Source organism: Paenibacillus sp. GCM10027630 (assembly GCF_042676305.1).
In the GTDB taxonomy this organism is placed as follows: domain Bacteria; phylum Bacillota; class Bacilli; order Paenibacillales; family NBRC-103111; genus Paenibacillus_S.
Map to the genome: position 1 here is coordinate 52,923 of NZ_JBHTGY010000047.1, position 19,734 is coordinate 72,656.

16 protein-coding genes and 1 pseudogene are annotated in these 19,734 nt (G+C 44.1%); 6 read left to right on the forward strand and 11 right to left on the reverse strand.

What is annotated here, in order from left to right; genetic code table 11:
• Positions 1 to 66: 66 nt before the first annotated feature.
• From ACFQ0C_RS22845 to ACFQ0C_RS22880, 8 genes are all read right to left on the reverse strand, one after another.
• Positions 67 to 1,086, reverse strand: coding sequence for a C4-dicarboxylate TRAP transporter substrate-binding protein (locus tag ACFQ0C_RS22845; protein ID WP_379369913.1), 1,020 nt, complete (start codon positions 1,084 to 1,086; stop codon positions 67 to 69).
• 68 nt (positions 1,087 to 1,154) lie between these two features.
• Complete coding sequence (locus tag ACFQ0C_RS22850) at positions 1,155 to 2,273, reverse strand: NAD(P)-dependent alcohol dehydrogenase (protein WP_379369915.1); 1,119 nt, start codon at positions 2,271 to 2,273, stop codon at positions 1,155 to 1,157.
• Positions 2,245 to 3,297, reverse strand: a complete 1,053-nt coding sequence (locus ACFQ0C_RS22855; RefSeq protein ID WP_379369917.1) for a zinc-dependent alcohol dehydrogenase — start codon at positions 3,295 to 3,297, stop codon at positions 2,245 to 2,247. Before ACFQ0C_RS22855 ends, ACFQ0C_RS22850 begins: the two co-directional genes overlap by 29 nt.
• Before the next feature lie 20 nt (positions 3,298 to 3,317).
• Positions 3,318 to 4,748: an aldehyde dehydrogenase family protein gene (locus ACFQ0C_RS22860; RefSeq protein WP_379369919.1), complete on the reverse strand. Its 1,431-nt coding sequence runs from the start codon at positions 4,746 to 4,748 to the stop codon at positions 3,318 to 3,320.
• Positions 4,749 to 4,764: 16 nt separating this feature from the next.
• The gene (locus ACFQ0C_RS22865) at positions 4,765 to 5,715 is read right to left on the reverse strand and encodes a transketolase family protein (RefSeq protein ID WP_379369921.1); all 951 of its coding nucleotides are present in this window, start codon (positions 5,713 to 5,715) and stop codon (positions 4,765 to 4,767) included.
• Positions 5,715 to 6,572: a transketolase gene (locus tag ACFQ0C_RS22870; RefSeq protein ID WP_379369923.1), complete on the reverse strand. Its 858-nt coding sequence runs from the start codon at positions 6,570 to 6,572 to the stop codon at positions 5,715 to 5,717. The genes ACFQ0C_RS22865 and ACFQ0C_RS22870 overlap by 1 nt, the downstream gene beginning before the upstream one ends.
• Positions 6,573 to 6,634: 62 nt before the next feature.
• Positions 6,635 to 7,759: a mandelate racemase/muconate lactonizing enzyme family protein gene (locus ACFQ0C_RS22875; RefSeq protein ID WP_379369925.1), complete on the reverse strand. Its 1,125-nt coding sequence runs from the start codon at positions 7,757 to 7,759 to the stop codon at positions 6,635 to 6,637.
• 92 nt (positions 7,760 to 7,851) lie between these two features.
• The gene (locus ACFQ0C_RS22880) at positions 7,852 to 8,871 is read right to left on the reverse strand and encodes a LacI family DNA-binding transcriptional regulator (protein WP_379369927.1); all 1,020 of its coding nucleotides are present in this window, start codon (positions 8,869 to 8,871) and stop codon (positions 7,852 to 7,854) included.
• 688 nt (positions 8,872 to 9,559) lie between these two features.
• Between ACFQ0C_RS22880 and ACFQ0C_RS22885 the strand changes: the two genes are divergently transcribed.
• Together ACFQ0C_RS22885 and ACFQ0C_RS22890 are read left to right on the forward strand one after the other, a co-directional pair.
• Positions 9,560 to 9,769 carry an alpha/beta-type small acid-soluble spore protein gene (locus ACFQ0C_RS22885; RefSeq protein ID WP_171654113.1) on the forward strand — a complete coding sequence of 70 codons (210 nt, stop codon included), beginning with the start codon at positions 9,560 to 9,562 and terminating at the stop codon, positions 9,767 to 9,769.
• A gap of 324 nt (positions 9,770 to 10,093) precedes the next feature.
• A complete protein-coding gene (locus tag ACFQ0C_RS22890) occupies positions 10,094 to 13,066 on the forward strand; it encodes a hybrid sensor histidine kinase/response regulator (protein ID WP_379369930.1) in 2,973 nt (990 codons plus the stop codon).
• Positions 13,067 to 13,192: 126 nt separating this feature from the next.
• Here ACFQ0C_RS22890 and ahpF read toward each other — a convergent pair whose 3' ends face one another.
• On the reverse strand, positions 13,193 to 14,722 hold the full coding sequence (ahpF, locus tag ACFQ0C_RS22895; protein ID WP_379369932.1) for an alkyl hydroperoxide reductase subunit F: 1,530 nt from the start codon (positions 14,720 to 14,722) through the stop codon (positions 13,193 to 13,195).
• A 12-nt stretch (positions 14,723 to 14,734) separates the two neighbouring features.
• Positions 14,735 to 15,298, reverse strand: coding sequence for an alkyl hydroperoxide reductase subunit C (ahpC, locus tag ACFQ0C_RS22900; RefSeq protein WP_258214752.1), 564 nt, complete (start codon positions 15,296 to 15,298; stop codon positions 14,735 to 14,737).
• Between the two features lie 460 nt (positions 15,299 to 15,758).
• On the opposite strand from ahpC, the pseudogene ACFQ0C_RS22905 reads away from it, so the two are divergent.
• The 3 genes and pseudogenes from ACFQ0C_RS22905 to ACFQ0C_RS22915 form a co-directional block, all read left to right on the forward strand.
• Positions 15,759 to 16,064 (forward strand): annotated as a pseudogene (locus ACFQ0C_RS22905) (winged helix-turn-helix domain-containing protein); the annotation flags it as partial.
• Positions 16,061 to 16,312 (forward strand): hypothetical protein, encoded by a 252-nt coding sequence (locus ACFQ0C_RS22910; protein WP_379369934.1) that lies wholly within the window; start codon positions 16,061 to 16,063, stop codon positions 16,310 to 16,312. The pseudogene ACFQ0C_RS22905 and the gene ACFQ0C_RS22910, both read left to right, overlap by 4 nt.
• Positions 16,309 to 16,542 (forward strand): sensor histidine kinase, encoded by a 234-nt coding sequence (locus ACFQ0C_RS22915; RefSeq protein ID WP_379369936.1) that lies wholly within the window; start codon positions 16,309 to 16,311, stop codon positions 16,540 to 16,542. The genes ACFQ0C_RS22910 and ACFQ0C_RS22915 overlap by 4 nt, the downstream gene beginning before the upstream one ends.
• Before the next feature lie 713 nt (positions 16,543 to 17,255).
• Here the strand turns inward: ACFQ0C_RS22915 and ACFQ0C_RS22920 are convergent.
• Positions 17,256 to 18,413: an MFS transporter gene (locus ACFQ0C_RS22920; RefSeq protein WP_379369938.1), complete on the reverse strand. Its 1,158-nt coding sequence runs from the start codon at positions 18,411 to 18,413 to the stop codon at positions 17,256 to 17,258.
• A gap of 647 nt (positions 18,414 to 19,060) precedes the next feature.
• Between ACFQ0C_RS22920 and ACFQ0C_RS22925 the strand changes: the two genes are divergently transcribed.
• Entirely contained in the window at positions 19,061 to 19,606 is a 546-nt protein-coding gene (locus ACFQ0C_RS22925) for a DoxX family protein (RefSeq protein WP_379369940.1), read from the forward strand.
• Positions 19,607 to 19,734 lie beyond the last annotated feature (128 nt).

The following is a 19,734-nucleotide window of genomic DNA, read 5'->3' on the forward strand; positions in this document are numbered from 1 at the left end:
CAATTGATGTAGATCAGGCGGGAGGACACACCCGCCTATTCTAAGGAAACGGTTTCATTTCTCCGGTTACTCTTTTATTATTTTTTGAACCTTGTCATACAAGCCCGGTGTCCAATTATTAAACTTGGTGTAAGTAACTTTGCTTGCATCTTTAAATGCTGCAACATCTACATCCGTCACAAACTTCGCCCCTGCATCCTCAAGCTTTTTCTTCCATACACCGTCCTCTTTGATAGCAAACTTGCTTTCTTCCGCTCCAAACTTCTCAAATTCCTCGAGCAGTATTTTTTGTATATCAGTGGGAAGACTGTCGAAATACTTTTTACCCATGACCATCCCCGTAATGGCTCTAAAATGGCTTGTCATTGAAATGATTTTGGCATTTTCATAAAACTTAAGATTGTAGATGGATGATAACGGCGCTTCTGCAGCATCAATGACACCACTGGACATTCCTGTATACACCTCGGAGAATTGCAGCTCGGTTGGCGTGGCTCCCAAGGATGAAAAGGTTTCTTTCCACATTTGGCTCGGCGGAATCCGGAATTTGACCCCCTTCAAATCGGACGGCTTGCGAATCTCTTTCTTGCTGACGATATGGCGATCGCCATAATACCAGTTAAAAGCCAAAACCTTTAACCCCTTTTTTTCCAGCTCTGTACTTACACCCTTAAACCATTCACTTTTCAATACTTTATCGAAGTCTTCCGGTTTGTCGACTATGTAAGGGCCATTGAGAACGCCGAAGTCCGGAACATAATCCTGCATGTAGCTCGGATCCGCGCTCCCGACAACAGGCGCCCCGGCTAAGGCTTGTTCGAATGTTTCCTTGTTATTCCCAAGACTTGAGTTAGGATAAAGCTGAATTTCAACTTTTCCATCCGTACGCTGCTTCACGCTGTCCGCCAGTTTTTTGGCATAAACATTAATCGGTTCATTGTCAGCTTGAACGGTACCTATTTTAATGACATACTTATCCGTTTTCGCTCCGCTCTTGGTAGCCGTTGCCCCACCGCATCCTGCAGTAATCAATGATAATGCAATAATGGATAGGCTTGCTACCCAACTTGCTTTTTTCAGCTTCATTCGTATTTCCCCCCACATTTTTGATAGTTATAATAACGAATTGACGGACTCACACGACTTCTCTCTAGTTACGGCGAAACTCTTCCGTTTGGATAAACGATAACCTTCATGCTTGCCTTCTTATTGGTTCTTGCTTGTTCCAACGCCAAACCCGTATCTTCAAGGCAGTAATAATCTGTAATTAAGGGCTTGATATTAAATCTGCCAGATGCTAATAATTCAATTCCAAAGGGATACGTATTGGTGTAACGAAACGTGCTGTAAAGATCAATTTCCTTTTGAAGCATTAACGTCAAATTTAAAGGCACCCTTTCCACATTCGGGAATCCTATGAGCACCAGCTTTCCTCCACGCTTCAACAATTCAATGGAGGTGTCGAGAACGCCGGCTTGACCCGATGTATCGATTACCATATCCGCACCTTTACCGAGAGTTATACTTGCAATTTCTTCAGCGACATTTTGTTCGGCTGCATGAATACACACTGCTCCTAGCTGACCGGCTAATTGTAAACGGAAAGGCTCAACGTCTGTAACGATAATTTTCCCAGCACCGAGAGCCTTTGCAGCAATGATCGCTGTCAGACCAACAGGTCCCATGCCTGTAATCAATACCGTGGAGCCTGCTTCGAGACCTGCTCTTCTGCAAGCATGAATACCAACTGACAGCGGCTCAACCAAAGTAGCTTCTTCGAATGTAAGGTGATCCGGAATAGGAAACAACAGATGCTCCGGGTGAATGATATACTCGGAAAACGCTCCGTCTACCGGTGGTGATGATAGAAATTGGACTGAAGGGCATAGATTGTATTTCCCGGCCTTGCAAAATTCGCAATGAAAGCAGGAAATTCCAGGCTCAACCGCCACCCGGTCGCCAACGGCCACTAACGTTACGTTTGTTCCAACGGCTGCAACTACGCCCGAGCATTCATGGCCCTGTATAAGGGGCCGTTCAACGTTCTTCCTGCCAATACGCCCGTGCTCGTAATAATGAACATCGGAGCCACACACACCGACGGCCATAACTTTCACTAATACTTCGTCAGGTTTTAATTCAGCCAATGGCCTATTTTCCAATATTACTTGCATCGGTTTCATTAGAATAGCAGCTTTGGTAGAAAGTGGTCTTTCGATTGAAGCTGTTTTCATATTACCCGCTTCACTTGTCAGTATCCGTATGGTCGTCATAGTAAATCAGCACCTTGCCCCCTTGTTTCCTTTCGCATAGCTCGAACGCCTCTTGCCATCGGCTAAGGGGCAGCTTGTGTGTAATAACACCTTGCAATTTGATCTTATTTTGCTCAAATATGTTCATAACTCTATCCCAGGTCGATAAGGAATGACCTACGGAACCGAATAATTGCACCTGCTTATATAAAATTAAATCATAATCCAACGTTACTTCTTTTCCTGCAATTCCCACTTGTATGAGCTTCCCCTTTTTCTTGAGAGAACGCAGACAAGCAGTAATAGAACTTCCAGCACCTGCGCATTCAACCGCGACATCCACACCTTGTCCATGAGTTTCCGATTCAATGACTGCATTCAAGTCTTCCTTCATCACGTCTACGACTACATCGGCGCCCAGCTTGCGCGCCAACTGCAAGCGTTCTTGATCAGCTGTCGTTCCGGCAACGATAACTTTGAGTCCTCTCCCCGCCAACAGAGATAGACATAACAACCCGATGGGACCGGGACCGGAGACCAATACCTGGTCACCGGCCTGAAGCTGAGTCAGCTCCTCAAGAGCATTGACAGCACAAGCTAGCGGTTCAGCCAGAGCTGCTACCTCCAACGGAACATGATCCGGTACTTTGTAAACCATATCCTCCCGGACAACGACATATTGGGTGAAACTGCCGTTGACGCCATATCCCATCCCTCTTCGAACGGGACAAAACATATAATTTCCCTGCTTGCAATAAGAGCATTCACCGCAAGTAACCGCTGTGGAAGGAAGAACGGTAACCCTATCTCCTACCTTAAGCCGTTTAATGCCGCTGCCTGTTTCTTTTATAATTCCTGAGAATTCATGCCCTAATACAACAGGAGGATAGCTCATAAATGTATTATGCAAAATATGCAGATCCGTCCCACAAATTCCTGTATAATGAACCTCGATCTTGACCGTTTGATCCGTACAAGCAGGCTCATCAATCTGAGCGGTTTGAACGTTTCCGTATCCCGGCCTGACTTTCATTAATGCATTCATTCCGATACCTCCTCCCGCTATTACATCTTAATAACAACGATTCGCTCGTCTGTCATCTCTTCAATCGTATAACGTGGCCCCTCTTTGCCGATTCCACTGTTCTTAATTCCCCCATATGGCATCACATCAGAGCGGAATGTTGAAACGTCGTTAATGAGGACTCCCCCAAATTCCAGCTCATGAACCGCTCGCATTGCCAGCTGGAGATTTGAAGTGAATAGACCTGCCTGAAGCCCGAATTTCGAATCATTCGCCTGGCTAAATACCCAATCTATATCCTCATACGGGATGATGTTGATGACGGGACCGAACAATTCCTGACACATCACCTTCATCTCCGGATTCACTCCGGATATTACGGTAGGTTCATAGAAGGAACCATCCCGCTTCCCTCCGCAAAGCACCTTGGCGCCGGCTGCAGCCGCTTCGTTCACCCAGGCTTCTATCCTTAATGCTTCTTTTTCTGAAATAAGCGGTCCAATGTCGGTATCCGGCTCCTCGGGATTGCCAATCCTCAATCGCCCGGCTGCTTGTAGAAGCAGCGATACGAACTGATCATGGATTTCTTGATGCACGTACAGGCGCTGCACCGATATGCAAGCTTGCCCGTTGGCTGTTGAAAATCCTCTTAGCGCACACAGCTCGGCAATTTCCCCAATCTGTACGGCGTCATGATGTACTATCGTTGGGGAATTGCTGCCCAGCTCCAAGGTTACCTTCCTAATTCCCGTAGTGCTTTTAATGTGCCGTCCTACTCCCACGCTGCCGGTAAAAGTAAACATATGAATACGCTCGTCTTCAAGCAAATATTGTCCGGTTTCCTGTCCAAGCCCATTGACTACGTTAAGAAATCCCGGAGGGAGCCCCGCCTCTTGCAATATGGCTACCATAGCCATTACTGTAACCGGGGTTAATTCAGCCGGCTTCAGCACTATTGTATTTCCTGCCGCAATTGCAGGGGCAATCTTATGCGCGGTCAAATTGAGCGGATTATTGAAAGGAGTTATTGCACAAACAACACCTACGGGTACACGAATTGTAAAGGAAAGCCTGTTTTCATTTCCTTGCTGTCCTGATATCGGAACACAATGTCCTGTAATTCGTTTGGCTTCTTCCGCAGAAATCGTGAACGTCGCAACTGCCCGGTCTATCTCTATCCGGCAATCCTTTAAGGTTCTGCCTACTTCCCGCACTAATGATAGAGCCAATTCCTCCTTACGCTCCTTAAGCAGCTGCGCCGCTTTAAGCAAAATATTGCATCGTTCCACAGGCGACAGCTTGACGGTTCTATACGTATGCAAAGCGTTCTCAACCGCTCGGCTTACCACCTCATGGCCCGCTTTATGAATTTCAGCTATCCGTTCGCCGCTATATTTATTAAATACTGCAATCGTCTCACCGGAAGTATCGGTCTCATTCCCGATAATGCTTCCATATACCGGAATACTCATTTCTGCCTTTCCTCCTTTACTTTTTAAGTAAGCATTGTTTAACCTTATCGGTCACATGCTTGCTGGAAAGTTCATATTTATCAAGCAATGCATCATTTGCACCCGATTGTAAATTTTTATCCTGAACCCCTACGCGAAGCACGGGCACCGGGCAATGCTCAACAACCACTTCCGCGACCGCACTGCCCAAGCCGCCAATGATGCTGTGATCCTCCGCGGTAACAATAGCCCCTGTAGTCCGTGCGGCCTCAACAATCGCTTCTACGTCCAGAGGTTTAATTGAAGGCATATGCAGTACTGCTGCCGAGATGCCTTCCTCCTCCATATCTAATGCCGATTGCAGCGATCGGCCGGTTTGCGAGCCGGTAGAAATGATGGTGATATCAGTGCCTTCCTTCAGCGTAACTGCTTTGCCTAAACTAAACTTATAATCTTGGGTAAAAAGAGGAACTACGGGATCGCGGGTTAAGCGGATATATACGGGTCCCTTATATTCGTTAGCAAAATGAATCATTTGCTCCACTTCATACGAATCTCCCGGTGCAAGTACAACCATGTTGGGCAAGCTTCTCATGATCGCAATGTCTTCGATAGCTTGGTGAGTTTTCCCCGCGCAGCCGTTCAAAACCCCGGAGTAAGCTCCAAGCAGCTTCACATCCAGCCCCGGCTGTGCTACAACTACAGATATTTGATCCAAGCAGCGCTTCGTGAGAAAAGCGGCGAACGTCGAGGTCCACGGCTGCAAGCCCACCGTGGCCAAACCTGCGGCAACTCCTATCATGTTCTGTTCGGCAATGCCCATCTGGAGAAACTTGTGAGGCAATTGCTCAGCTACCGTATTGATTTTGGTAGAATTCGCAAGATCACCATCCAACACATAGACCTTCGAATCCTTCCTGGCAAGCTCCAAGATGACATCGCCAAGGATATCACGCATCGATTTCTGCTCAAGCATAAGTTTAGCCATTATAGGGCCACCTCCGCAGCGATTTCATTTAAGGCTTGTTCCAGTTCCAGCTTTGTAGGCACTTTGGAATGCCATAAGTAAGCGTTCTCCATAAAACTGATTCCTTTTCCTTTTACCGTGTTAGCGATAACAATCGTTGGTTTGCCTTCATTCGACTTGGCTTCACCGCAAGCCCGGACGATTTCTTCAAAATCGTGCCCGTCTATCGTTATAACAATCCACCCAAATGCCTCCCACTTGTTTTCCGGCGATTGAACTGGGCACTCCCGGCTCTTATCTCCTGCTTCCCACCCATATTGCTGCAGCTTATTGTAATCCATAAAAACAACCAGATTATCCAACCTGTAACGAGCAGCTACATCTGCTGCCTCCCATACTTGACCTTCCTGAGATTCCCCGTCACCGATGATGCAATATGTTGTAAAGGATTGTCCTGTCAGCTTGGCCCCCAATGCCATTCCGACAGCCGTCGAAATTCCTTGGCCTAAAGATCCTGTAGACATATCAAGCCCTGGCAGCACGTTCATATCCGGATGAGCCTGCAGTTTGGAATCGATTTTGTCGAACGTTTCCAGCTCTTCAACAGGCAGGTATCCTCGCAATGCCATGACCGTGTACAGCGCAATAGCTGAGTGTCCTTTGGAGAGAACAAAACGATCTCTATTTGCATGAAACGGTTGGTCGGGACGAATATTCATAACTTCAAAATATAGCGCGACCAGAAGATCCGTCACCGAAAGCGGACCTCCTACGTGTCCGGCATTGGCGAAATGTACGGTCTCCACAATTAATCTTCTTGCAGATGCTGCGGTCTGTTTTAACTTATTCAGCTGTGCTTCGGTAAGCTGCATATTCATTTAGAATTACCTCCTTCAATTGCCATTTGTATGCGTTATTATTTATGGTAAAAAACCTGTGCTTACTTATCCAGCCGGTACTTATTAATGACATCCCAGTTCAATCTTACTCCAAAACCAGGCCCCCTCGGAATTTCATAGTTACCGTTACGGAACGGATTTCTGTCCTCAATAAGATTGTAGAACATCGGGTCGCGGTCGGGATGGAACACTTCCAGGAACGTCCCTGTTGGTGCCGATCCAAGCAAATGCGCTGAAATCTGAGGCTCTTCATGATGCGCCATGTCGAACCCGAGCGCTGCAGCCGCTCCTGCAACTTGTCTCCAAACCGTAGGACCTCCGCTCCAGCTTGCATCATAATTGCATACATCGATCGTTCCATTCATCATAAACTCAATGCATTTAGCCGGCGAAACCTCGCTTTGGCCCGCTGCAACGGGAATCCCCGACATATTCCGGATATCCTTCATCGCATCCTTGTCGTAGCTCCATCTGCAAGGCTCTTCAAACCAACGAATATTGAGATTTTGGATACCTTTAGCAAACTTCAAAGCGTCTGCTCTGGACCAGCCTTGATTAGCATCTACAGCCAAGATAAAATCGTCGCCGGCTGCTTTGCGAGCCGTTTCCACACGTCTAATATCAACTTCAGGGGATCTCCCGCCGACTTTGAATTTGCAAGCTGCTACGCCCATCTCTTTATAATTCTCAATATCATGGAAGATTGCTTTTTCATCGCAATCCACTCCTTCCGTGTAATAACCGCCAATCAACATGACCGGCAAAGAGGTCTTGCTCCCTCCCCACAGCTGTACCAAAGGAAGATGCAACGTTTTCCCAATTGCATCGTGAACCGCGCTGTCCACACATGCAAGCGCATTCAAAGCAATTTTACGATCAGCAAGTATGTTATATGTAAGTGGGTATATCTTTTGCCAAATTGCATTCGAATTAAAAACGTTCTCCCCGATAATAAGCGGTGCGATATCATTATGGATCATGTTCACAATCGCATCGAGATGATCCATTTCATCCCCGTTATATATTTCGCCTATAATCCCGTCCTCAGTCTCAATCCGTGTTACTACGGTAACCCTATGGCTCATAAAATAATTGCTGCCTTTATAAATTTTGTTCAAAGGCATTTTAACCGGAATGGCTTCCACTTTTTTTATCCGCGATTGCATAGTTCTGTCTCCTCGATTATCAAATTGTAAGTAATGTTCAGATAACTGGAATCGTTTCCATTTCAATATAACAAGCGTCATGCATTCCCTTGCTAAACGGATCTGCATGATTCTCTTATAATGAATTCAGTTGGAACAATAACCGGCTTTAATGTACCGTAGATTCCAGGCTCCTCGATGTATTTGATCAAAATTCTCGATACGCTAGCCCCCATCTCGAGCAACGGTCTTCTAATCACTGTTACTGCCGGATTTAGGAGCTTAGTCAGTTCATAATCTTCAACGGTAATGATGGAAATATCCCTTGGGTATTCGAGCCCGTTATCCCTAATTGTTTGAAGTATGCCGTGAAACATCTGATTATTCAGCGATATGACTGCGGTCACATTGCCTCTTTGAATTTCCGGTAAAATATCAAGCATAATCAATCTGCCGGATTCGTCTGAAAATCTTCCTTCAAAAATCAAATTCTCATTTACAGGTTTTCCACAATCTTTGTACGCTTCTTTATACGCCTGAATACTAACCTTTGTAGGCCTGATTTCCCTACTTCCGCCGATAAGAGCGATTCCCTCATGCCCAAGAGACAATAAATAGTGGGCCGCTTTCTTAACAGAGGAATAATAATCCGTTAATATGCCAGACGCCAGTCCCGGAATGTCACGGTCTAAAGTAACAATCGGTACTTTAATATGGGTAAATAACTTCTGCAGCTCATTGTCATCCTCTCTAGGAACCGAAAGGATAATACCGTCAAAATTACGCCCCGACAAAAAAGAAGAAATTTTGTTAATAACATCATCATGACCGATGTCACACAAGGACAATGTATATCCAGAGTCGTCCAGCTCATTTTGTATACCTTTGGCAATTTGCGCAAAAGATATATTCGAAATATCAATAAAGAACGCGATATTTTTGTACTTGTTGGAACGCATGCTTTGGGCGGTTTGATCGGGAATATACCCCAACTGCTGAATGCTGTCGAATATTTTCTTCTTTGTTTTGGGGCTTATTCCTGCCGCTCCGTTAATAGCCCGGGACACGGTTCCCAGCCCAACTCCGGCATGAATAGCTACATCTTTAATTGTCACCTTCGTTAAATTATTCATTTTGATACACCATTCCTCAGCATTTGGAAACGTTTCCATCTGTATTATTACATTAGCCCGATTATTTGTCAATACATGGAGCAAAATTTAAAAAAACAGTTTTAAATGAACGCAGTAAGTTCCTTTGCGCTGCTCGCAGCTACTGTTACGGTTACGGTGTAACACTTCGTTGTTGAGCTTGATATACTTTTGAAGATAACAATTTTGAACCATCCGATTACAGTAAATGTAATTGGTATCGATTGTAATCCACTACACGAACCAAGGGAAGCTCTTTATACGGATTACGGTGAAACTACTAGTTTTGGAATTTGAGCCCCGAAAGATTTAAGCGGAACTGGGAGTTCCGTTATTCAAGCTGCCGCCTCCAATTTGAGGCGATAGCGGAAGCTAAACTTCCGTTATTTTGGGCGAACTACGGTAATATGAACAAAAACAGAGTGATAAAGGAACAATTTGTTCCGTTTTCTCTCTGTTTTTTGTGCTATCCAGGCGATAAAGGAACAATTACTTCCGCTGATTTGGCCCCACTTCCGTCCATGAATGACTCCGGAATCGCTCGGCTTGAGTCGAGCCAAAGTAGCGCAGCAAAAGAACATCCCCTTTCACTCTTCCCTTATTTTCCATGTATAACTCCGTTATTTCATCGAATACTACTATTACACCAATGAAAAGGAGTGATTACCAAATGGCAAACAATAATTCTTTAGTAGTACAACAAGCACAGGCAGCGATCAATCAACTGAAGTATGAAGTGGCCCAAGAGTTAGGTATTCAATTATCTCCAACTGGTTACAATGGCAACCTTGCAACACGCGATGCAGGAGCAATTGGTGGCAATATCACAAGACGTCTAGTGCAGATTGCAGAACAAAATCTTTCGAGCTTTAAACGCTGATCCATTCGTTTCGATTTAGACATACAGAAGGCTTGCATCGCTCTTACTACTAAGAGTGCTGCAAGTCTTTTTGGTTTTCTTTCGACATGGAGAGCTTCCGCGGGAGACTGCCGCCGCCCCCCTCTCAAAAAGTAAATATAAGGAGGAATCCACGCTATTTATGTCGAAATTCATTGTATGATGATGAGAATAAATAATAAAACCACCCTAAAAAATATAGCCATAATTCTATTACTTCTGAGTGTTCTTCTCAGCCTGCGATGGACTTGGTCCAAAGTTTTTTCTATATCGGAGCATTCTCCCGCTGTTAATGGAGTACTCGACATGCGCGGCTGGGATTTCAAGAAATCCGCTTCGATCCGATTGGATGGTGAGTGGCAGTTCTACCCTGCAAAATTAGTTTCTCAGCAGGATCTGCATCAGGTAGAAGATCAATCCCGTTATATTCAGGTTCCAGGAGACTGGAGTAGCGTGCTGACAAAAGGCTCAGATTCCTCGATTGGCTACGGAACATACCGGCTGCGCATTCTAGTCGATCCTCTGGAGCAGCCTGTCGCAATGTGGCTTCAAGGATTAGAAGCTTCTTCTGCTGTAGAAATCAATGGGTTCACTGAGGGGAACATAGGAAAACCTGCAGATAACGCCAGTGAGTACATACCCAGAAAAATTTCTTATACCGCTTCCTACCCTGCGAATGGTGTCCAAGAGCTAAATGTGCTCATACGAGTAGCTAACTTCGAGGATCCTTATAACGGGGGTATTCTGCAATCCATTCGCTTTGGCTCTCAGGCTGGCATCGACAGCCTGCGTTGGTATTCCATCGGATTTCAACTGGTAATGTTTATTGTTTTGCTGCTTCATGGATTGTATGCTTTCATCCTTTACTTGTTTAATCCTCATGAACGGACTTTTTTTATTATCGCTCTGTTAACACTGACTACCGGGGTTACGATTATGGCCGGTCATGATAACATTCTTTTTCTATGGCTCCCGATCGACTATGCATGGGCGTTAAAAGTAAGACAGGTCTCTCTCCTGTGGCATTCCCTTCTTATTCTTGTAGTATTCAGAAGGTTCTCTTCAGCACCGAAGAGTGTTTGGCTGCGTGCATTCACAACGATGCTCATTATTTTCTCAGTATTCCTGCTGGCAGCAACTGCTCCAATAATCTATGGAACGGCTGAATTAGGAATCCTTACTTTTTTCCATTTATTACCTTTTGTCTGGTTTATTTATATAACAGGAAAGATGATCTTCAGAAAGCAATCCGACAAGGACGACATCTTTTTGCTGATTTCCGCAGTAGGCGTTATGTCCAGCTTTATTTGGAGCTTATCGAATTATTTTCCTGTTTATTATCCAATCGATATTATTGCAGCCATCATTGGTTTTTCTACGTACTGGTTTAAAAAATATTTCCGGAATTCGAATGAAAATGCCAGACTTAATGAGCAGTTAAAAATAGCTGACAAGCTAAAAGACCAATTTCTCGCCAATACGTCGCATGAACTGAGGACACCGCTGCATGGGATTATGAATATTGCCCAAACCGTTGTCGCCAAGGAGAAAGAGAAGTTGAATGAGCGAAGCCTTAAGGATATGGAGCTGCTTATAACAATAAGCAACCGTATGTCGCATATGCTTGGCGATCTTCTCGACGTCGCGCGACTCCAGGAACATCGTATTGTGCTGCAGCAAGAGCCCTTGCAAATTCAATCGGTCGTTCCCGGCGTAATTAGTATGCTTAGATTTATGATTGATGGCAAGCCGATCCAACTGACTATGAATATCGAGGAATCGATGCCGCTGGTAATGGCCGATGAGAAAAGACTCGTGCAGATTTTGTATAATTTATTGCATAACGCCCTCAAGTATACGGAAGAAGGAACAATCTCCGTTTCTGCCGAGACGCGGGATGGACATGCCCTTATCCATGTCTCCGACACAGGGGTCGGCATGAATGAAGAAACACAGGCGCGAGCATTTCTCCCTTATGAACAAGGGTCTTATGGGATAAGCGATGGGAGAGGAATCGGACTTGGTTTAAGCATATGCAAGCAGCTGGTAGAATTGCATGGTGGTGCATTGACAGTTCGTTCCGAGCCGGGTAAAGGTTCCGTATTTAGTTTTGGTCTGCCCTTAGCTAAAGTCTCGGATCTGCCATTTTCGCAAAACCCTCTTCATCCCCACCAGATAATGAACAGAACCGAACACGGGCCAGCCGGATTGATTTTTCAGGACGCTGCAATTGGTGAAATGGCAACCTCCATACAGATCCCGCCGTTTTTGAATAACGGTAAGGTGAATATTCTTGCAGTTGATGATGACCCTGTCAATCTGAATGTGCTCGTTGGAATTCTCTCAGCAGAGCCTTATAACATCACTACAGCTAGTTCCGCTCGCGAGGTGTTGGAATTGCTTGGCACCCAACAATGGGATCTGCTGATTGCCGATGTCATGATGCCGCATATGTCAGGCTACGAGTTGACGCAGAAAGTAAGGGAGCATTACTCGGTAGCAGAGCTTCCCATATTGCTGCTGACTGCACGTAGTCAGCCTGCTGACATCTACACCGGATTCTCGGCAGGAGCCAACGACTATGTTACCAAGCCTGTAGACGCTCTAGAGCTCAAATACCGAATCAGGGCGTTGACCACGCTGAAGCAATCCATAAATGAAAGGTTACGTATGGAAGCTGCCTATCTACAGGCACAAATTCATCCTCATTTTCTTTTCAACACGCTTAATTCAATTATGGCACTTAGTGAAATTGACACCGAAAAGATGCGAAATCTGGGCGATTCTTTTACATCATTTTTACGGATCAGCTTTGATTTTTTAAATACTGGGGAACTGGTCGAGCTTGCTCATGAGCTGGAGCTTGCCAAAGCCTATTTGTATATCGAAAAAGAGCGGTTTGAGGACAGGCTGTCAATCGTATGGGAAGTTGAATCCAACATTAACTTGCTTCTGCCTCCGCTTTCCATACAGCCTTTGATTGAAAATGCTGTCAAGCACGGCCTCCTTAGTCAAAATAAAGGCGGCACGGTTCATATACGGATTGCTCGCCAAGATAGCTTCACACTTATTGAAGTAAAAGATAATGGCAAAGGTATGGAACAAGAAAAGGTATCTCAACTTTTGAGTCCAACAATAAAGGGCGAGGGCGGAATAGGACTTTCTAATACGAATCGACGATTGATACAATTGTATGGTCAAGGCTTGTCTATTTCCAGTAAGCCCAATGAAGGGACCACAGTGTCGTTTATTATTCCGGACAACCGGCATAAGCAGTAAACAAAAGAAAAAACGCCCCTTGACGGGGCGTTTCGGTTTAGGTCAGCGCTTAACTATTAATTTACAAATATTTATAGAAAAAGCCATAGAAAAACTATTGCATCGACAGTCACTCATACCCATTCTTTAATTTCGGATCAGATAATCGAATGCGCCTAAGGCTGCATTAGCACCCGACCCCATGGAAATAATAATCTGCTTGTACGGATTGTTTGTACAATCACCTGCAGCGAACACTCCAGGTACGCTCGTAGCACCATGGCTATTTACAACGATCTCCCCGATACGATTGCGTTCGACCGTATCACCTAACCAATCGGTATTTGGTACAAGACCGATCTGAACAAACACCCCTTGCAATTCAATATGCTGAACTGCACCTGTGTCGCGCTCAATGTAGGAAATACCGTTTACCTTATCAGTGCCTGTAATTTCTTTGGTTTGAACATTCTTTATAACCGTTACATTAGGCAGACTATATAGACGTTTTTGCAGTACAGCATCTGCCTTCAGCTCTGGCATAAACTCAAGAACAGTTACATGGCTCACAATACCTGCGAGATCAATTGCCGCCTCAATACCAGAATTACCGCCGCCAATAACCGCTACATGCTTTCCTGCAAACAAAGGACCGTCACAATGAGGACAGTATGCTACACCTATATTCTTGAACTCTGCTTCACCGGGCACACCAACATTACGCCAACGAGCACCTGTTGATAGAATTACGGTCTTACTCTTTAGAATAGCACCGTTTTCGAGTTCAACCTCGATTAATTCCTTTTTTTCTAAACGCTTGGCGCGCTGTAATTTCATTACATCAACGCCGTACTCCTTCACATGCTCTTCAAGACTCGCAGCGAGCTTGGGACCTTCGGTATATTTAACACTAATAAAGTTCTCAATACCGACGGTATCCATCACCTGACCACCAAAGCGTTCGGCAACAATGCCTGTGCGAATGCCCTTACGCGCTGCATAGATCGCTGTACTTGCACCGGCTGGACCGCCCCCAACTACAAGCACATCATATGGATCCTTGTTGGTAAAATCTGAAGCATCCGGAGCTTTACCTATCTTAGCAACAATTTCCTCGAGCGTCATACGGCCACTACCAAAAAATTCACCATTTAGGTAAACAGATGGCACTGCCATAATATTTTTGCTTTCCGCCTCTGCTTTAAACGCCGCGCCGTCAATCATGGTATGTGTAATGCCTGGATTGAGAATGCTCATCAAGTTCAGTGCCTGAACAACATCGGGGCAATTATGACAACTCAAGCTGATGTAAGATTCAAAATGATAGTCGCCGCTAATATTTTTAATCTGGGCAATTACATCCTGCTCAACTTTTGGAGCTCTCCCGCTAACCTGCAGCAAAGCTAACACTAAGGAAGTAAATTCATGTCCCAGAGGAATGCCAGCAAAAGTTACCCCAGTATCTTCGCCCACACGGTTCACACTAAAGCTCGGTGTTCTCGGCAGTTGTGTTTTTTCTACTGTAATTCTGGATGACATGCTGGATATTTCATCCACTAAAGCCAGCATGTCAGCAGATACAGCATCAGACTCGGCGCTAACTTTGATTAACACATCGCCTTCCATGAGCTGAAGGTATTGGTTTAATTGAGCTTTAATATCTGAGTCTAGTATCATTTAAAGTGCCCCTTAAATTTTTCCAACAAGATCAAGGCTTGGTCTAAGTGTTTGAGCGCCTTCTTGCCATTTGGCTGGGCAAACCTCACCCGGATTGTTTCGAACATACTGCGCTGCCTTAACCTTGCTAACAAGAATGCTTGCATCGCGGCCGATACCGCCAGCATTAATTTCAACAGTTTGGATGATACCATCCGGATCGATGATAAATGTACCACGATCAGCAAGACCGTCCTGCTCGATCAGCACATCGAAGTTACGGGAAATCGTATGTGAAGGATCACCGATCATAATGTAAGTAATTTTGCCAATCGTCTCTGAGCTGTCGTGCCATGCCTTATGTGTAAAATGGGTATCGGTTGAAACGGAATACACTTCAACACCAAGCCCTTTTAGAGTCTCATATTGATTTTGAAGATCCTCAAGCTCAGTTGGGCAAACGAATGTAAAATCTGCAGGGTAAAAGCAAACTACACTCCACTTACCTTTTAGATCAGCGTCTGAAACTTCGATAAACTTACCATTTTGAAAAGCGGATGCATTGAACGGTTTTACTTCAGTTCCAATTAGAGACATAATTAATTTTTCCTCCTAAATGTGGTTTGAGAATTATATATAGCTTTTCTAGGACCTACATACAGCACCTCTAGTAGTCTATAATAATTCTTGTTTAGTTATATAGACATGATATCACTGACAGCCTATTTGATCATGAAGGAACCATGAAGACAAGATGAAGCTTTGATGAAGATTTATGTTTTTCTTTGATCATGTCCGACTCCATTGGTTTGCTGCTGGGGCCATCATACATAGCTGCCTGTTGACATTACCCAATTAGCATTATCCCTTCTTTTCACAAAAAGTATTCTTCCTTCGGCCTTCTTCGGCAAAATGGATTGAACCGACAACGTAATAACGATATTGAAAGAAAAAAGCCGCTACCTTAATCGTAGCGGCGTTGGTGAGGTGGCTTAAAAGTCTGGAGCCGGAAGCCCCCACAGCCAGTCCGATGAAGGGGGCCGAACCGGGTGTTTACCGGTTCGGCCGCTTCACCGTCAACGAGGCGGAGGGCGAGCTGATTGTAGATGGGCAGCCTGTTTCTTGCCCGGCGCAGGTCTTCCAGCTGCTTCTGCACTTCTGCAAGTTTCCCGGAATCGTATTTTCCAAATCACAGCTCTACGACAAGGTTTGGGGGATTAACGGACAGTGCGATGACTCGACCGTGATGGTGCATATCCGGCGCATCCGGGAGCGGATCGAGATCGATCCCGGCAACCCTAAGCTGCTGCTGACCGTACGCGGTCTCGGCTACAAGCTGGTGAAGGAGCCGCAGGAGCGATGAAGATCCAGCGGCGCATGGCATTCCACTTCACGTATCAATTGATTTTCTATGCCCTGCTGATTGTGGCCATTACTCTGGTTGCCTGCATCATATTTTTCCAGAACATGACGAGTAATGAGATACGCCGGAACTTTCCGGTTGGCGTCCTGCAACAGATCGCTCAAGAAGCTCATTACAAGGGCGGGACGATTAAGATCTCTCCCGAGTGGGACAAGGTCATAGGAGAAAGGTCTCTGTCGGCAGGATGAACGACAAGGCATGCATCCGAGTAATCGATAATGGCAAAGGGATGGACGAGGAAACGCTGCATCATTTGTTCAGTCGCTACTACCGGGGAACGAATACTGTAGAATCGACGAATGGCTCCGGGCTCGGGATGAGTATCGCCAAAACCATTGTGGAGGCGCACGGCGGCGAAATTCAGGTGCAATCCAAAGTGTGGCAAGGCACGAAAATTGAGATCCTGCTGCCCTGCTGAGCCAAATATTCCATATATGCATGCGTATAAAATCCCGATGTATCAAGGCCTTGAGACACATCGGGACTGTCTTAGTTGTGACAAATCTATATAGTTCCAAATCGATGACAAACTACAACTCATTGTTAAGCCTGCCAATTATATTTTCGAAAAAAGAATGAAATAAAGCCAGTTTATCAACCGGCTAGTTACTGTGAGTTGTAATTCACTTTGGTATTACAAAACACCCCTTTAGAGGTGTTTTGTAATGATTATTTGGCATATGCTGTAATGACAATTGTCACAAATTGTTGAGAACAAATTTGTTATTAAACTTTAATGATTTCATACAGCACTCGGAGTTAATGTCATCAACGTAGAATCTATCAACTTCAATTCATTCTCAACTTCCTCAAGTCTATATCTTTTTGCCCCCACAACATCAGATGGAGTATTTGAAATGAATAAGAGATGCTTCTTAAATTCCCCCACGCACAACCTTATATTTCAATATATGGTATTTGTCATTTAAAACAAAAGGAAGCCTCATGGCTAACTCCTTTGAGCTCAGTTCGACCCAAGTGTATGATGAATTTAGAAGATAATGTTTAGAAAACAGTGTTGCTTATTTGAAGTTGATAAAGATTCAAGGGTCAAATGTTTCAATAAGCACGCCGTTGTTCAAAAATAGCGGAAAGAGACAAGAAGCAAACCGTCGATTCCGGCTTCTCTCGTTAAGCCTTCTTTGTAGCAGCAGAAGTAGGTCTCGTCAAATAACCACCTAAAAGCAGCATCACACCACTTGCAACAAAAATTATAGATAAACCAGCAACACCACCGATCCCCCCAAATACGGCGGGGATTAACGTTTGAGATACTCTATTGAATGTAATCCTCATCCCCAGCACTTCTCCTCTTCTCTCAAGAGGGCTGACCTGAATAGCATACGCCAGACTAAGCGGCTGCCCCAAACCGAGACTTCCGCCTAATATGGCCACTAAGCATGCAAGAACCCAAAAATAAGACGAAATTGGTGTTAAAAGATATATAATTCCACTTATATATAGTGACCACATTAGCACATGGCCTCGTCCGAATTGATTTACAAGATAGTGCTGGCCCATACGAATAATCATGGATGTGGCTCCCATTATGGAAAGGATGATACCAATAATGGTTGGACTCAACCCCATATTTTCACCTAACAAAGGAAAGTACGCTGAAAAGATTTCTTTACTTGATATAGCCAATCCGCTAGTGATTACCGCGTTTCGCAAATCTTTATTTTTCAACATTTTCCAAACACTTTCATCTGATTTTGTTTCTATGGGTGAGCATGATTTTTCTTTTGACACTTCCCACTGTTTTCGGCTAATTACATATATAGCAGCTACAGCGAATAATACTAGGAGGCCATTAACTCCATATGAATAAGCAAACCCTAATCTTTCATACATGTAAGTGCTAAATAAAGGTCCCAGCATAGCACCAAATGAAGCAAATAGCCCGAAAGTAGCGATTCGCTTATCTATGTCTTCTGCGCCATTGCCTACTCTCTTCTGTAAAGCCAACACTTGGCAGGTGAATGCAATGCCCATTAGCGCTTGAGAAAAAATAAACATAATCATGTTGGTATATATCAAAGGAAGTAGTATTGAAACAAATATGATAATGCATCCCAAAGACACCATATTTTTGATTCCGATCCTATCTATCCACTTCCCTATATGTACAGCTAAAATTGCTGGTAAAAATGCAAAAACTGCAACAATTAGTCCGATTTCAGTCGGTGATGCCCCTAATTTAAAGGAATATAAGGTGATAACAGGTTTAGTTCCAGCAATGACAAATTGATTAATGATATTTATAAAATTAATGATAAAAATGACCATAACGTTCTCCTAGCCTGATTTAAATTGACCCCCACCGTATCTTAACTAGTTGGATTAGGTAGGCTTCTAGAATATAATAGTCTAATTTGATTAATTATGAAAAAATAATTTTTTATGAGTTACAATCAATAAAACAAAATTCTCCTTTCTGGTGGGATGATTTAACCGTATTCCTAATTCCTAATACGAAGCCTGTTGAGCTTATACCTGTAACGCTGTCTATTCATCAGTTCCTTGACCTTTACAATTCATGATGTAAGATCAAATTAAGGATACTCCAACACAACGCAAAGAAAAAAAGATGGCCCACTGATCTGCCGCATAAGACAGAAAAAAAGGCAATCTTTATGTGACCCTAAAAGGATACATAAGCTCCTATTAACTCCCACTTTTGTCACCAAACCCTTAGTATGTCTCAAAAAAATCCAGACCGAAATAATTTATACTTTGTGATTTAAATCACATAATAATCCTTTAGTACATGGTACATTAAAGGTGTAGAGAGGAAGTAAACATCCTATAAGACGAAGGGAACGATATACCATGAAATCACAAAAACGATCCCGTTCTTAGCCGAAATAGATATAGCTTATTTTTTAGTGTAGTATGTGAAAATTTTCACCAATTATTTTTAGGAGATGATTAGCATGTTAGGAAAATGGCTTAGAGAAAATAAATATGCAGCAGGTATCCTGCTAATCGTAAGGTTGTATTTTGGATATGAATGGCTCACTCACGGATGGCAGAAGCTAACGGGCGGATTTACTGCCGAAGGCTTCTTAAATAACGCTGTTACTAAACCAGTAATAGACAAAGCAACCAATGAACTTGTTTATCCGACCTTCACCGCATTCATACAACACTTTGCTCTACCGAATGTTAAAATCATTAATTTCATGATTCCGCTCGGCGAATTCTTAGTCGGTCTTGGTTTGATTCTTGGTGTTTTGACTACAGCGGCAGCCTTCTTTGGACTCATGATGAACTTCATGTTCATGTTCGCGGGTACCGTAAGCACGAATCCTTGGTTCATTCTTATCGGTGGGATCTTGTTCATGGCAGGTGCGAACACTGGTAGATTCGGCATTGACCATTACCTGATGCCCTTCCTTCGCAAGCTGTTCACACACAAGAAAAATCCTACAGACCTAACAACTGGAACGGGTACGAAACACAAACCCTTACACGCTTAATCTAAATCCCTTTCGTAAACGCAGCTCCATCGGGGCTGCGTTTTTGACGTAAAAAGGCATGCAGTCTTGTATATATCTTTGTATCGCCATACTGCGGTATTGCGTTTATCGTACTCCGATAATAAAGA

Coding starts and splice junctions, on each gene's coding strand:
- ACFQ0C_RS22845 (WP_379369913.1), bottom strand. CDS start 1,086: ATGAAGCTGAAAAAAGCAAGTTGGGTAGCAAGCCTATCCATTATTGCA.
- ACFQ0C_RS22850 (WP_379369915.1), bottom strand. CDS start 2,273: ATGACGACCATACGGATACTGACAAGTGAAGCGGGTAATATGAAAACA.
- ACFQ0C_RS22855 (WP_379369917.1), bottom strand. CDS start 3,297: ATGAATGCATTAATGAAAGTCAGGCCGGGATACGGAAACGTTCAAACC.
- ACFQ0C_RS22860 (WP_379369919.1), bottom strand. CDS start 4,748: ATGAGTATTCCGGTATATGGAAGCATTATCGGGAATGAGACCGATACT.
- ACFQ0C_RS22865 (WP_379369921.1), bottom strand. CDS start 5,715: ATGGCTAAACTTATGCTTGAGCAGAAATCGATGCGTGATATCCTTGGC.
- ACFQ0C_RS22870 (WP_379369923.1), bottom strand. CDS start 6,572: ATGAATATGCAGCTTACCGAAGCACAGCTGAATAAGTTAAAACAGACC.
- ACFQ0C_RS22875 (WP_379369925.1), bottom strand. CDS start 7,759: ATGCAATCGCGGATAAAAAAAGTGGAAGCCATTCCGGTTAAAATGCCT.
- ACFQ0C_RS22880 (WP_379369927.1), bottom strand. CDS start 8,871: ATGAATAATTTAACGAAGGTGACAATTAAAGATGTAGCTATTCATGCC.
- ACFQ0C_RS22885 (WP_171654113.1), top strand. CDS start 9,560: ATGGCAAACAATAATTCTTTAGTAGTACAACAAGCACAGGCAGCGATC.
- ACFQ0C_RS22890 (WP_379369930.1), top strand. CDS start 10,094: ATGCGCGGCTGGGATTTCAAGAAATCCGCTTCGATCCGATTGGATGGT.
- ahpF (WP_379369932.1), bottom strand. CDS start 14,722: ATGATACTAGACTCAGATATTAAAGCTCAATTAAACCAATACCTTCAG.
- ahpC (WP_258214752.1), bottom strand. CDS start 15,298: ATGTCTCTAATTGGAACTGAAGTAAAACCGTTCAATGCATCCGCTTTT.
- ACFQ0C_RS22910 (WP_379369934.1), top strand. CDS start 16,061: ATGAAGATCCAGCGGCGCATGGCATTCCACTTCACGTATCAATTGATT.
- ACFQ0C_RS22915 (WP_379369936.1), top strand. CDS start 16,309: ATGAACGACAAGGCATGCATCCGAGTAATCGATAATGGCAAAGGGATG.
- ACFQ0C_RS22920 (WP_379369938.1), bottom strand. CDS start 18,413: ATGGTCATTTTTATCATTAATTTTATAAATATCATTAATCAATTTGTC.
- ACFQ0C_RS22925 (WP_379369940.1), top strand. CDS start 19,061: ATGTTAGGAAAATGGCTTAGAGAAAATAAATATGCAGCAGGTATCCTG.